General features: G+C 71.2%; 14 protein-coding genes. 9 read left to right on the plus strand and 5 right to left on the minus strand.

The genetic code is table 11. The features are described from left to right. The first annotated feature begins 15 nt into the window (after nucleotides 1-15). Together JHE00_RS14800 and JHE00_RS14805 are read left to right on the plus strand one after the other, a co-directional pair. Nucleotides 16-513 (plus strand): MarR family winged helix-turn-helix transcriptional regulator, encoded by a 498-nt coding sequence (locus JHE00_RS14800; RefSeq protein ID WP_200318633.1) that lies wholly within the window; start codon nucleotides 16-18, stop codon nucleotides 511-513. After that, complete coding sequence (locus JHE00_RS14805; RefSeq protein WP_200318634.1) at nucleotides 510-1,745, plus strand: MFS transporter; 1,236 nt, start codon at nucleotides 510-512, stop codon at nucleotides 1,743-1,745. Before JHE00_RS14800 ends, JHE00_RS14805 begins: the two co-directional genes overlap by 4 nt. Here JHE00_RS14805 and JHE00_RS14810 read toward each other — a convergent pair. The 4 genes from JHE00_RS14810 to JHE00_RS14825 form a co-directional block, all read right to left on the minus strand. After that, entirely contained in the window at nucleotides 1,711-2,622 is a 912-nt protein-coding gene (locus JHE00_RS14810) for an erythromycin esterase family protein (protein ID WP_200318635.1), read from the minus strand. The genes JHE00_RS14805 and JHE00_RS14810 overlap by 35 nt on opposite strands. 255 nt (nucleotides 2,623-2,877) lie before the next feature. After that, nucleotides 2,878-3,840: a LysR family transcriptional regulator gene (locus JHE00_RS14815; RefSeq protein WP_200318636.1), complete on the minus strand. Its 963-nt coding sequence runs from the start codon at nucleotides 3,838-3,840 to the stop codon at nucleotides 2,878-2,880. 58 nt (nucleotides 3,841-3,898) lie between these two features. Beyond that, nucleotides 3,899-4,294: an ATP-binding protein gene (locus JHE00_RS14820; RefSeq protein ID WP_200318637.1), complete on the minus strand. Its 396-nt coding sequence runs from the start codon at nucleotides 4,292-4,294 to the stop codon at nucleotides 3,899-3,901. Further along, a complete protein-coding gene (locus tag JHE00_RS14825) occupies nucleotides 4,287-4,664 on the minus strand; it encodes an STAS domain-containing protein (protein WP_200318638.1) in 378 nt (125 codons plus the stop codon). The genes JHE00_RS14820 and JHE00_RS14825 overlap by 8 nt, the downstream gene beginning before the upstream one ends. A gap of 164 nt (nucleotides 4,665-4,828) precedes the next feature. On the opposite strand from JHE00_RS14825, the gene JHE00_RS14830 reads away from it, so the two are divergent. From JHE00_RS14830 to JHE00_RS14860, 7 genes are read left to right on the plus strand one after another with little or no spacing between them, the layout of a single operon-like run. Beyond that, nucleotides 4,829-5,683, plus strand: a complete 855-nt coding sequence (locus JHE00_RS14830) for an STAS domain-containing protein (RefSeq protein ID WP_200318639.1) — start codon at nucleotides 4,829-4,831, stop codon at nucleotides 5,681-5,683. Between the two features lie 6 nt (nucleotides 5,684-5,689). Beyond that, nucleotides 5,690-6,052 carry an STAS domain-containing protein gene (locus JHE00_RS14835; protein ID WP_200318640.1) on the plus strand — a complete coding sequence of 121 codons (363 nt, stop codon included), beginning with the start codon at nucleotides 5,690-5,692 and terminating at the stop codon, nucleotides 6,050-6,052. Beyond that, complete coding sequence (locus JHE00_RS14840) at nucleotides 6,049-6,477, plus strand: anti-sigma regulatory factor (protein WP_200318641.1); 429 nt, start codon at nucleotides 6,049-6,051, stop codon at nucleotides 6,475-6,477. Before JHE00_RS14835 ends, JHE00_RS14840 begins: the two co-directional genes overlap by 4 nt. Then, nucleotides 6,474-7,472 (plus strand): ATP-binding protein, encoded by a 999-nt coding sequence (locus JHE00_RS14845; protein WP_200318642.1) that lies wholly within the window; start codon nucleotides 6,474-6,476, stop codon nucleotides 7,470-7,472. Before JHE00_RS14840 ends, JHE00_RS14845 begins: the two co-directional genes overlap by 4 nt. Further along, nucleotides 7,469-8,854 carry a PP2C family protein-serine/threonine phosphatase gene (locus tag JHE00_RS14850; RefSeq protein WP_307831946.1) on the plus strand — a complete coding sequence of 462 codons (1,386 nt, stop codon included), beginning with the start codon at nucleotides 7,469-7,471 and terminating at the stop codon, nucleotides 8,852-8,854. Before JHE00_RS14845 ends, JHE00_RS14850 begins: the two co-directional genes overlap by 4 nt. A gap of 46 nt (nucleotides 8,855-8,900) precedes the next feature. Beyond that, nucleotides 8,901-9,899 carry an ABC transporter substrate-binding protein gene (locus JHE00_RS14855; protein ID WP_200318643.1) on the plus strand — a complete coding sequence of 333 codons (999 nt, stop codon included), beginning with the start codon at nucleotides 8,901-8,903 and terminating at the stop codon, nucleotides 9,897-9,899. Continuing rightward, nucleotides 9,899-11,215 carry an amidase family protein gene (locus JHE00_RS14860; protein ID WP_200318644.1) on the plus strand — a complete coding sequence of 439 codons (1,317 nt, stop codon included), beginning with the start codon at nucleotides 9,899-9,901 and terminating at the stop codon, nucleotides 11,213-11,215. Before JHE00_RS14855 ends, JHE00_RS14860 begins: the two co-directional genes overlap by 1 nt. Nucleotides 11,216-11,266: 51 nt before the next feature. Here the strand turns inward: JHE00_RS14860 and JHE00_RS14865 are convergent, their stop codons facing one another. After that, complete coding sequence (locus JHE00_RS14865) at nucleotides 11,267-12,265, minus strand: cell division protein DivIVA (protein ID WP_230424150.1); 999 nt, start codon at nucleotides 12,263-12,265, stop codon at nucleotides 11,267-11,269. Nucleotides 12,266-12,289 lie beyond the last annotated feature (24 nt).

The raw sequence follows: 12,289 nt of genomic DNA on the forward strand, positions 1-12,289 counted from the left end.
TGTTACGATGGCGCCATGACGACTGCCGGGTCGACGGGGGAGGACCCCACCGAGCGCAGCCAGTGGGGTCCGCTACGCAGGCTGCTCACCGCGATGGACGACGACATCGCCGCGCTCTACGCCGAGCGCGGCGTCGTCGGTGTTCGGCCCCGGTTCGCGGCGCCGCTCATTCGGCTGTCCCGCGCCGGCTCGATGACCATCCGGCAGTTGGCGGAGTCGCTGGGCGTCACGCATTCGGCCATGAGCCAGACGGTCGGGGCGATGCGCCGCGAGGGGCTCGTCACCAGCAGTCCCGGCGCCGACGCGCGCACGCGCGAGGTGACGCTCACCGAACGGGCCGTGGCGCTCGTGCCCTTCCTCGAGGCCGAGTGGCGGGCCACCGAGGACGCCGTCGCCGAGTTGGAGGCGGAGCTGCCCTACGCGATGAGCGACGTGGTGCGTGACATCGAGGCGGCCCTGTCCCGGCGTTCGTTCCACGACCGGATCGTGCGCAGGCTCGCGCGCGACTCGTGAGGTTCGTCGACCTGCGGCCGTTGCGGTCGAGTCCGGACTTCCGCCGGCTGTGGACCGGCACGACCACGTCCACAGTGGGCGGACAGATCGCGCTCGTCGCGGTGCTCGCCCAGGTGTGGGACCTCACTGGCAGTTCGGTCGCGGTGGGCGCGATCGGGCTCACCAACGCGGTTCCGATGATCCTTTTCGGGCTGCTCGGGGGAGTGCTCGCCGACTCCGTCGATCGGCGCAAGCTCGTGCTGGGCACCACCCTGGCCCAGTTCGCGACCGCGGCGATGCTCGCCGCGCAGGCGCTCGTGGGGCTCGGCTCGCTGGCGGTCGTGCTGACACTGGTCGCGGTCCAGGGCACGTGCATGGGACTCGGCGCGCCGGCCCGGCGCACGTTCGTCGCCCGGCTGCTGCCCGAGCACCAGGTGAGCGCGGGCGTGGCACTGAACCACCTGAGCTTCCAGGCGGCCATGCTCGCGGGGCCCGCGATCGCGGGTGTCGTGATCGCGGGATGGGGCGTCGGCGCCTGCTATGTCGTCGACGCGCTCGCGTTCACCGTGGCCTGCTACGGCGTGTTCCGGCTGCCCGCGATGCGCCCGTCCGGCGAGCCGACCCGACCGGGGCCGCGCGCGATCTGGGAGGGCTGGCGTTTCATCGGCCGCAGGCCGGTGCTGCGCGGCGCCTTCCTCAGCGACGTGCTGGCCACCGTGCTCGCGATGCCGATCGCGCTGTTTCCCGCCATCAACGCCGAGCGCTTCGGAGGCGATCCCGAGACGCTCGGGTTGTTCCTGTCCGCGATCGCCGTGGGCGGCATCGCGGCGGGCCTGGCGTCCGGCACGATCACCGGGGCACAGCGGCCCGGTCTGGTCATGCTCGTCTCCGCAGGTGTGTGGGGCGCCGCGCTCGTCGGGTTCGGGCTCGCGGACTCCCTGTGGCTCACCCTGTGCTGCCTGGCCGTCGCCGGTGCCGCGGACACGTTCTCGGTGGTCTCGCGCGGATCGCTCGTGCAGCTCGCGACCCCGGACTCGCACCGAGGCCGGGTCACCTCCGTCGAGTACGTCGTCGGCGCAGCGGGACCGGACGTCGGCAACTTCCGGGCCGGGCTGGTGGCCGGCGCGACCTCGCCCGTGTTCGCCGCGGTGGCGGGCGGTGCGCTGTGCGTTGCCGGCGTCGCGGTGCTCGGGCTGACGAGCACTCCGTTGCGGCGCTTCAGGATCGGCCGTCCAACGGAGTCACCGGCGTGACCCGCGGGACGTGCACGAGCAGGTCGATCGCCTCCCGTACCGGGCCGCCGTCGAGTCGGAACTCGTGGTCGCGATCGGGGTCGTAGACGGGGCCGATCATGCGGGTGCGCACCGGTGCACTCAGCCACTCCCGCACACGTGGCGGTGCGTCGGCGGTCTGCGCAAGATCCACACAGGACACGACATGCTCTGTTCCCACGAACGCCGACTCGAGGAAATCCTGGGGTGGCAACGGAAGCCGGAACGGCGCCGAGCCCGATCCCGTCGTGAGTGCGGCGACGGCGTATCCGGCGCCGAGCTCCGCCCGCATGATCGCTCCGGCGTTCGGGTGGCCCTGCCCTGGCGGCGGATCGACCACGAGCAGGTGTGCCGTGCCGCCCCAGTGCACGATCCGCTGTCCGGTATCGGCAAGCCAGTCCAGGTTGGCCTTCGCCAGCGCGGCCTCGATCTCCGGGAGATCGCGCGGTGGTCGCTCCCGCCCCGGGCCGTGTACCACCGAAACCTCGTCGCCGGGATGGCATTCGTTCCAGGACCGCAGCCACCGCACGACGGGCACGGCCTCGCGGATGCGCAGAAAGCTCTGACTCGCGGCCAGCAGCGCCTCCGGATCGCCCTCGCCGGTGTGGACGTAGTGGTCGAGCGCGGCACCGGTGAGGTCGGTGCCCTCGATGGTGACGGCGCGGAATCCGGCCTGCTCCACCAGCGCTCGCATCAGCGCATGGGTCACCGCGACCAGTTCGCGTGCGGAGCGCACCGCCGATGCCAGTCCCACGACCTGGGCGTCGTGCAGCGCGGCGGGCAGCGGAACGTCCGCGTCGAGTCGCAAGGCCCTGGCGTGCCGGGCGAACCAGGAGATGATCTCGTTCGATGTGGGCATGCCGCGAGGTTAGGACTTCGAGTTAACTGAAGGTCAAGTCCGCTGGACCGTCCGAATCGGACGAACACGCCGTAGTGACGGGTCGGCAGCCGCACCCCCAGTCGAGCGACTGCCGACCCGAGTCTGCAGGAGCGACATTGTGCTGAGCGCCGGAAGATCACCACGGTCAACGCTCAGCGGCTGCTTGAGTCTGCCGGAGAACTTCGAGCCGGATCAACAGGTGTTTGCTAATCGAATGATTAGTCCGGCTAATGTTTACGGGTTTCGCTTGTCCCGCAGAGCTTTCGCGGCCTCCGCGGCCGTGTTGGCGAACGCGCGGTAGGTCGCGTTCTCGGCGCCCGCGGCCCAGACCGGCACGAGCACCATCGGCGGCAGATCGCTGATCGGCACCAGCGCCAGCCCCCGGAACGGGATGTGCTCCAGCAGGGTCGCCACCGTCAGGTGCAGGCCGTGTCCCCTCGCCACGAGCGTCAGGACGTCGTCGGCGCTCAGCTCGGCCCGGTGGGTCATGCCCACGATGTCGTCGACGGTGTGGCGCAGCTGCCGCCCCGACGGTGTGGTCTGCGGCGTCCACCGATCGCGGTGGTGGGCTGGCACGTTGTTTCCCGGGTTGATCAGCACGTAGTCGGCCAGGTCGTCCAGCGACACCGAGCGGTGTGCCGTGAGCGGGTGGTCACCGGGCACGAGCACGGCGCGCGGCACTTCCTGGAGCACGGGCCCCACCACGACGCGGGGAGTCTCTAGCGCGGTTCCGTCGCCGCCGGGAGACCAGCACAGCGCGATGTCGGTCTCGCCGGCCAGCAGTGCGGGCTCCGGATCGAGCCGGTGCCGAAGGTGCAGGGTGTTCAGGTACACGTGGCACTCGGGATATCGCCGTTCGAACGCGGCCACGAGGCCGGTGACCACGTCGTTGCCCATGCTCGGCAGGTAGCCGACCCGCAACTGGCTGGTGATGTCGCGGGCGGCGGCCCTGCTCTCCCGCAGCGCGCGCTGCAGCTCGTCGTAGCCGCGCTGCGCGCCGACCAGGAACCGCGCGCCGAGCGGGGTGAGGCTCACCTGCCGATTCGAGCGCTCGAACAGCGTGCCGCCGATCTCGGACTCGAGCGAGCGAATGGTCTGGCTGACCCTGCCCTGCGTGACGCGCAACCGGGTGGCGGCACGACCGAAGTGGAGTTCCTCGGCCAATGCGAGGAACACCTCGACCTCTCGCAGTTCCACGCCGAAACTCCCCAGGAAGAAACACTCCGAACCGGCACTTTTACCAGATCAGCGCATGTCACGGGCGAAGTTCGGCCCACACGATCTTGCCGTCGGGCGTCTCGGAGACACCCCAGTCGTCCGCCATCGCCGAGATGAGCAGCATGCCGCGCCCGTTCTGTTGGTCCGGGGCGGGATCGCGCAGCACCGGCGGTGTCCGGTTGCTGTCACCGACCTCGATGCGCAGCAGTTCACCGGCACGCAGCAGGCGGAGGGAGGCGGGCGCGTCGCCGTGCAGCACGGCGTTGGTGACGAGTTCGGTGACGATCAGCAGGATGCTCTGGCGGGTGCCGTCGTCGAGAGAGCCGAGCACCTCGTCGGTGGCGTGCCTGGCCTCCGACGGCATCCGTTGATCCGCCCGCAGCCGCAGTTCCAGCAGCACGGTGCCGGACGAGCGGTCCGTCTGCTCAGTCATCCGGCCCGTCACCGGCGTCGCTCGCCCGCTCGATCTCGAAGAGCGGAACGAGGCCGGCGATCTGCAGGACCCGGTAGGCGAACCGGTCCACGTTGACGAGCTTGACGGAGCCTCCGCGCTCGGTCACGGTCGTGTGCGCCCTGACCAGAGCGCTGATGCAGGCCGAGTCGAAAAACGACAGCCGGGCGAAGTCCACCACGAGCCTGCCCGCTCCGGCGGAGAACAGGGAGTCCAGTGCGGCTTCCAGTTGCGGCGCGACTCCATGGTCGATCTCACCGCTCAGCGCGATGTGTCCCTCGCCGTCGCTCACGAGCTCGGCGTGGACGACCGTCGTCGTGGTGGCACCCGTTGGTTCGTCGCCGTTGGTCATGGTCCGGTCTCTCCTGGTCGTGCTCGGTGAGCATGTGCCTGGGTTTGAACCTCCCCTGGAGGTCGGTCATGCTGTGCCCTAAGTTTGCCAGGAGGATCGCGAATCCTCAGCGCGACGACCTGTGCCGAGCAATATCACCCAAGGGCGCCATGGAGGACAACAGGATGACCGCCGGTTCCGACCCGACGATCAGGGACAGCGTGACGGCGTTCTTGAAGGATCACCGGCAGGACATCGAGCGGGTCTGGGCGTCCACCGCTCTGTTCACCGCCCGCAGGCCGGCCGACGCCGCCGAGGAGTGCTCCGAGCTGCTCACCGGGATCGTCGAGGTGATCGTCTCGGGTGGCGAGGAGAACGCGGCGGCGACGGGTTTCGCGTCGGTGCGCCCGGTGCTGACGTCACTGGCCGCCCGCTCCGCCGGGGGGCCGTCCGGCAGCGACCGGCCAGACGTCACGGTGCTGAAGGGGCCGCTGCTGAGGCTCTGGCACGACCGGGCGCCCGCGGAGACGGCCTACCGCGGCGACCTCCTGCTGTCGAACGTCCTCAACACCCTCCGCATCGCGCTGCTGGAGATCGAGCTCTCCGCGGGGGCGGACACGATCCTCGCCCAGCGCGCTCAGCTCACCGAGCTGTCGACCCCGGTGATCAAGCTGTGGGACGGCATCCTCGCCATTCCGCTCATCGGCACGCTCGACAGCACGCGTGGCCAGACGGCGACGGAGAGCCTGCTCGAGCAGATCGTCGCCCAGCACGCGCGGGTGGCGATCCTCGACATCACCGGCGTCACGGCCGTGGACACCCTTGTCGCGCAACACCTGCTGAAGACCGCGGTCGCTGCCAGGCTGATGGGCGCGGAGTGCATCATCAGCGGCATCCGGCCGCAGATCGCCCAGACGATGGTGCAGCTCGGTATCGACCTCGGCGAGGTGGCCACGCGCGCGACGCTCGCCGACGCCTTCGCGCGGGGACTGAGCATCATCGGGATGAAGGTCTCCAATGACGAGCGGAACGCCGGGTAGACGACCATGAGCAGGACCTCCGTCATCGAGCTGCAGGACGTGCTGCTGGTGACGATCCAGGGCGAACTGACCGACCGCGATGCCATGGCGTTGCAGGAGGAGCTCACCAGCAGCGTCGCGAGCAGCAGCGCGCGCGGCGTGCTCATCGACGTCTCCGGGCTCGACATCGTCGACTCGTTCCTCGCCAGGACGTTGCACGACATCGCAGCCGCGAGCGCCTTGCTCGCGGCCGACACCGTGGTCGTGGGAATGCGGCCCGAGGTGGCCATCACGCTCGTGGAGCTCGGGTTGACCCTGCCGGGACTCGGCACGGCACTGACTGTCGCGGACGGGATGGACAAGCTGAACGGCTCCGCGAGGCCGCGATGACCGACATCCTCACCGTGCACGAAGTGCGGATCAACGAGGAGATCGACATCGTTCACGTCCGGCAGGCCGCGAGGGACCTGGCGGTGTCGGTGGGATTCTCCCTCGTGGAACAGACGAAGCTCGTGACGGCGGCGAGCGAGCTCGCGCGCAACACGCTCGTGCACGGCAACGGCGGGCGAGCCAGGATCGAGCTGGGCCGCGCCCTCGACGGCACCCCGACGCTGCGGCTCGCGTTCACCGACACCGGCCCCGGCATCGCCGACATCGACCAGGCGCTCACCGACGGCTACAGCAGTGCGGGCGGGCTGGGTCTCGGGTTGAGCGGTGCGCGCAGGCTCGCCGACGACTTCGACCTGGACACCGAACCCGGGAAGGGAACGACCGTGACGGTCGGGTTCCGCGCGCGCAGACCGGCGCGCGGATGACGGACTCCGTGCTCCCGGTCAGTGAGCCGGTGCACGTCGGCCAGGCCCGCTCCCTGGCCACGGCGGTGGCCCGCGGGCAGGACCTGCCCGACGAGCTCGTCGACCGCGTGGCCCTCACGGCGTCCGAGCTGGCGACGAACCTGGTCAAGTACGCCAGGGGCGGGCTGCTCGCGGTGAGCACGGGGCCGCTGGGGCTGGACCTGATCGCGACAGACTCGGGTCCCGGCCTGCGCGACGTCGAGGACAGCATGCGCGACGGGTTCTCCACCGCGGGTTCGATGGGGGCCGGGCTGGGCTCGGTGCGCAGGCTCGCCGACCGGTTCGACGTCTTCACGAGGCGCGGCGAGGGAACCACGGTGCTCGCGCGCTGGGTGCGCGGAACGCCCCAGTGGCGCGGCGTGCGGATCGGCAGCGTGCTGTTCACCGCGCCGGGGGAGACGGTCAGCGGGGACGGCTGGACCGCGGTCACGGCCGAGGGCATCGTGACCATCGTGCTCACCGACGGGCTCGGTCACGGACCCCTCGCCGCCGAGGCGAGCGAGGCGGCGATCGGGCACGTCGCGGCAGACCCCCGTGGCTCGCCCGCCGCGCTGCTGGCCGCGATGGACGACGACCCCGCCGCCGCACGCGGAGCGACGGTCGCGCTCGCGCAGTTCGATCTCGCCAGGGGGACACTGACGTTCTCCGGCGTCGGCAACATCACCGCTCGCCTGCTCGGCGAGGGCGGCGCTCGCGAGACACTGGTATCGGTTCCCGGGATCGTGGGGAGGAGGCAGCGGCGGGGGCGGCGGGCGAACGCGCTGGTCCGGCCCTGGTCCGCCGAGAGCTGGTTGATCATGCACACCGACGGAGTGTCCGAACGCTGGGCCTCGAGCGACTGGCCCGGCCTGTTCGAGCACGACCCCGCGACCGTGGCAGGCTGGGTGCTCGGGCAGCACATCCGGCTGCGGGACGACGCGTGTGTGCTCGCCATCGCCGGAGGTGAGGGTCCGTGACCACCGAACCGCGGCCTGCCGGCGAGCTGAGGGCCGAGGTCGAGCGGATCCTGCGAGACCGGAACTCCGCGCCCGAGCGGCTGCTCTCGATCACCGACGCCCTCGATGCGGACGGCACCGTCGCCGAGGTGCTCGGCCTGCTCACCGAGGTGATCCGCGAGCAGCAGGGCGAACTGCGCTGGCACCAGTCAGAGCTGGAGCAGACCAATGCGGGCCTGCTCGCGCTGCACGCCGAGATCGACCGGCAACGCCAGCGCACCGTCTTCCTCGACGACGTCAGCCGCGCGTCGGCGACCTCGCTGGACAGCGTCGAGATGCTCGACCAGGTCGCCGCGCTGCTGCGCCGCCACGGCCTGGCCCACCGCACACTCGTGTGGACGGCCGCGGACTACGGCCTCGTGTGTCCTGCAGACCCGCATCTCGGGCCGGACGAGGTGACGCTGCGGGCCTTCGCCTCGCACGAACCGGTCCAGCACGGGAGCAGCCGCGTCAGCGTGCCGCTCACGGCGGGCCCGCACGTGCTCGGCGTCTTCGACCTGCACCGCGACTCGGCCGAGTTCGACCACGAGGACATCGCGCTCGCCAAGGCCGTGGCCAACCGCGCCGCCGTCGGTCTGCGCAACGCCAACGAGTACGAGCGCGAGCACGAGCTGGCCGAGCGGTTGCAGCGCGCGATGCTGCCCACGCCCGTCTCGCACGACGAGCTCGACATCGTCGCCAGGTACCGCTCGGCGACGCGGGGAGTGCACGTCGGCGGCGACTGGTACGACGCGTTCCAGCGCCCGGACGGCACCGTCGTGCTCACGGTCGGCGACGTGACCGGCCACGGGCTCGACGCCGCCGTCGTGATGGGCAAACTGCAGAACGTGTTGCGGGCCTACGCCATCGAGGGCCACGGCCCCTCGGCGTCGCTGCGGCTGGTGCACGACCTGCTGCGCGGCGAACCGGGCCTGCTGTTCGCCACCGCCGTGGTCGCCGAGATCGAGCTCGGCACCGGGGTGATGCGCTGGGCCAGCGCGGGCCACCCACCGCCGCTGCTGCAGGACCGCGACGGGTCGGTGCGGTACCTCGACCTCGCACACGGGCCGATGCTCGGCGTCAACATCCCGTTCGACATCCCCGAGCACGAACGGCCGCTCGTGCCGGGTTCGTCGGTGGTGCTCTACACCGACGGGCTCATCGAGCGCCGCTCCAGCGACATCGACGCCGGTCTCGAGCGGCTGGCGGGGGCGTTCACGGCGTGCGAGGCCGAGCGGCTCACGGAGCGCACCGAGTACGTGCTGACGACGATGCTCGGCGACTCCGACCACGACGACGACGTCTGTGTGCTGCTGTGCCGCTGGGCCGGTCCCTCGGAAACCGGGGGCCGGGCGTCCGCCTGATCACACTCGCTTCCCGAGTTATTTAGGTATGGCTAAGTTAACTCGCATGGTTTCCCCACTCTCCCGCCGGAGCCTGCTCGGCGGTGCCGCCGCACTCGCCGCCACGGGCCTGCTCAGCGCGTGCGGCCGCGGCGCCTCCGACTCGACCCCGTCCGGTTCGGGCGGCTGGACGTTCACCGACGACACCGGTGTCACGGTGAACCTCGACGCCCCGCCCGCCAAGATCGCCGGACTCAACGACGCCGTCGCGTCGCTGTGGAACTACGGCATCACCCCGGTCGGCGCCTTCGGCCAGACGAGCATCGCCGACGACGTGAACTTCGAGGGCAGGGACCTCTCGAAGGTCACGGAGCTGGGCGGAACCTACGGCGAGATCAACGTCGAGAAGCTCGCCAACGCGGCGCCCGACCTGATCCTGACCCACGCCTATCCGCTGGACTCCTCGGGCAAGATCGACCCGGAGAAGCCGTTCTTCGGCTTCAAGGACCTCGAACAGCAGAAGCTCGTCGGCGAGATCGCGCCGATCGTCGCGCTGGCGATGAAGGGCTCCGCGACCGGCGTCGTCGACCGCACCGTCGAGTTCGCGAAGTCGATCGGCGTCACCGAGGCGACGCTCGCGGGCCCGCGTGAGCAGTACGAGGCCGCCCGCACCCGGCTGGAGCAGGCCACGAAGTCCGGACTGACGGTGATGGCCGTCGCGGCCTACCAGGGCGAGGGCGTCCACATCGCGAAGGCACCCGACGACCCGGCGTTGCGCAGCTACACCGAACTGGGCCTGAACTACCACGACCCCGGCGGCTCCGTGTACTTCTGGGAGCAGGTGAGCTGGGAGAACATCGGCGAACACCCCGTCGACGTCGTGCTCTACTCGCTGCGCGCGATGACCGGCGAGCAGATGCTCACGCAGCCGACGTTCGCCATCACCCCGGCCGCCGAGGCGGGCCAGGTGTTCCCGTGGGAGTTCAGCTCGATGGACTACGTCGCCCAGGCCCGCGCCCTCGACAATCTCGCCGAGAACCTGGAGCGCTCCCGTAAGGTCACCTGATGGCGATCTCTGGTGCCGCGGACATCGCGGCGGCCGTGCGCGGTGGCGAACTGGATCCCGTCCGGCCCGTCGAGCAGGCACTCTCCCGGATCGAGGCCGCTGACGGCGTCGTCGGCGCGTTCCGTACGGTGCGCTCCGCAGCGGCGCTGCGTGAGGCCGTCGCGTTGCGCGAGCGCGCCGACCTCGCGAACCTGCCGCTGGCCGGGGTTCCGGTGGCGGTCAAAGACGTCGTGGGCGTGGCGGGCGAGACCGTCGAGTGGGGTTCGCGCGCGGGGCAGCGCACTCCGGCGAGCACCGACCACGAGGTGGTGGCCAGGCTGCGTGCCGCGGGCGCCGTGGTGGTCGGGCTGACGCGGGTGCCGGAGCTGTGCATCTGGCCCATGAGCGACACCCCGGAGGGCATCGCCCGCAACCCCCGCCAACCGTCCTATGTGGCCGGTGGTTCGTCGGGTGGCAGCGCCGCCGCGGTGGCCGCGGGCATGGTTCCCCTCGCACACGGCACCGACGGCGCCGGCTCGGTGCGCCTGCCCTCGGCGATGTGCGGCGTCGTCGGCATCAAACCGGGTCGCGGCGTGGTGGCCGAGTCCGGCGAGCAACACTGGTTCGGCATGTCCTCGCACGGCTCCATCGCGGCGACGGTCGCCGACGCAGCCCTGCTGCTGGGGGTACTCGCCGAACGAGACGACCTACTGGCCCCCGGCGAACCAGGCAGGCTGCGCGTCGCGGTGTCCACCCAGGTGCCGCTCACCCACGCGCCCGTGCCCCGGCCACTGCGCGAGGCCGCCACGCGCGCGGCCGCACGGCTCGGCTCGGCCGGGCACCGCGTGGTCCAGGCGACCCCGGACTACGGCACGGCGACCCTCGGCCTGCTCACGCGCTGGTTCGCGGGGCCCGCCGAACAGGCCGAGGAGTTCGACGCGAGCCTGCTGCAACGCCGCACCCGCACCCACGTGGCCATCGGCAACGTCGTCCGCAGGGCCGGGCTGGTGCGCGAGCGGACGGCAAGCGAGTGGACGCGGCGGGCCGAGGTGTTCTTCGCCGACCACGACGTGCTGGTCACGCCCTCGCTCGCGGCGAGGCCCCCGAAGGCCGTGCGCTGGCACGAGCGCTCCTGCCTCGCCAACGCCGTGCCCTCGGTCCAGGTCGCCGGGTTCGCCGGATTGTGGAACCTCGCGGGCTTTCCCGCCATGTCGGTGCCCGTGGGTGGTTTCGACGACGGCCTGCCCATCGGCGTGCAGCTCGTCGCCGCGCCCGGCGGGGAAGCCACCCTGCTGGCCGTCGCGGCCCAACTGGAACAGGCCACCCGGACGCGGTGAAGGCCACCGCTGCGGCGGGAGGTGGCGTTCACGGATGTCGCGGTCGCGGCGTCAGGACGTCGGCTTGGTGGCGTAGGCCTTGTCGCGGTCGGGGTAGGGCTTCGGCTTGTCCGGCCGGCCGTCCGAAGAAGGCCCGCCTGACGCGGCAGGCACGTCGGCCAGCTCGCTGTCCTCGTCCTGCACCGGCACCAGCGCGGTCTCGCCCTGCTTGAGAACCTCGTCGGCCTCGCGCAGCCTGGCGCGGGCCTCCTCCCGGATCTTGGTGAGCCGGTCGACCTTGTCGTTGGCTTCCGTGGTGCGCCGGTCGGCCTCCGACGTGGCGTTGTCGACCAGCTGCTTCGACTTCGTGGTCGCCTCGTCGACGAGCCGTTTGGCCTCCGTGGTGGCGTCCGAGATCCGCCGCTCGGCCGCGTTCTTGCTCGCCGTCTTCTGGTCGGCGACGTGCTTGTCCAGCGCGGCGTGGTCGGCGGCCAGCTTCGCGTCGAACTCGCGCTCGAGGTTGCGCCGCTTGCGCTCGGCCTCGGTGTCGAGCCGCTCCCGCCGCTGGGCAGCCGTGTTGGTCAGCTCCTCGACCTCGGTCTTCGTGGCGGCCAGTGCGTGCTCGTGCTCCTGCGCCAGGGCCTTCGCGTGACTGTCGAGGGTCTCCACCAGCTTCATGTAGCGCTCGTGGAGCTTCTTCGAGACGTCGCCGCTCTCCGCCCAGTTCTTCTCGGCGGCCTCCTCCGCGCGGGAGACGATCTCCTCCGCCCGCGTGTTGGCGAGGTTGACGGTGCGCTGCATCCGCTCGTCGAGGTCCTCGACCCGCTCGGGCGGCTTCTTGAGCTCCTCCACCCGGTTCTGGAGCCTGCCCACCTCGCGCCGGGCGCTCTCCAGCTCGCGGGAGACGGTGCTGGACTGGGCCATCGCCGAGTCGCGCTCGGCGAGCACCCGTCGCAGCTGTGCCTCGACGTGCTCGACGTACTGCAGCACCTGATTGCGGTCGAACCCGTGCCACGCCTGGGTGAAGTCGCGCCGGAGCGGCAGCAGGCGGTTGTCGTGCTCGGAAGCCATGCCCTGACCGTACCCGCGCACGGG

This window comes from Prauserella cavernicola, from assembly GCF_016595675.1.
In the GTDB taxonomy this organism is placed as follows: domain Bacteria; phylum Actinomycetota; class Actinomycetes; order Mycobacteriales; family Pseudonocardiaceae; genus Prauserella_A; species Prauserella_A cavernicola.

Coding starts and splice junctions, on each gene's coding strand:
- JHE00_RS14800 (WP_200318633.1), top strand. CDS start 16: ATGACGACTGCCGGGTCGACGGGGGAGGACCCCACCGAGCGCAGCCAG.
- JHE00_RS14810 (WP_200318635.1), bottom strand. CDS start 2,622: ATGCCCACATCGAACGAGATCATCTCCTGGTTCGCCCGGCACGCCAGG.
- JHE00_RS14820 (WP_200318637.1), bottom strand. CDS start 4,294: ATGACTGAGCAGACGGACCGCTCGTCCGGCACCGTGCTGCTGGAACTG.
- JHE00_RS14825 (WP_200318638.1), bottom strand. CDS start 4,664: ATGACCAACGGCGACGAACCAACGGGTGCCACCACGACGACGGTCGTC.
- JHE00_RS14830 (WP_200318639.1), top strand. CDS start 4,829: ATGACCGCCGGTTCCGACCCGACGATCAGGGACAGCGTGACGGCGTTC.
- JHE00_RS14835 (WP_200318640.1), top strand. CDS start 5,690: ATGAGCAGGACCTCCGTCATCGAGCTGCAGGACGTGCTGCTGGTGACG.
- JHE00_RS14840 (WP_200318641.1), top strand. CDS start 6,049: ATGACCGACATCCTCACCGTGCACGAAGTGCGGATCAACGAGGAGATC.
- JHE00_RS14845 (WP_200318642.1), top strand. CDS start 6,474: ATGACGGACTCCGTGCTCCCGGTCAGTGAGCCGGTGCACGTCGGCCAG.
- JHE00_RS14855 (WP_200318643.1), top strand. CDS start 8,901: ATGGTTTCCCCACTCTCCCGCCGGAGCCTGCTCGGCGGTGCCGCCGCA.
- JHE00_RS14860 (WP_200318644.1), top strand. CDS start 9,899: ATGGCGATCTCTGGTGCCGCGGACATCGCGGCGGCCGTGCGCGGTGGC.
- JHE00_RS14865 (WP_230424150.1), bottom strand. CDS start 12,265: ATGGCTTCCGAGCACGACAACCGCCTGCTGCCGCTCCGGCGCGACTTC.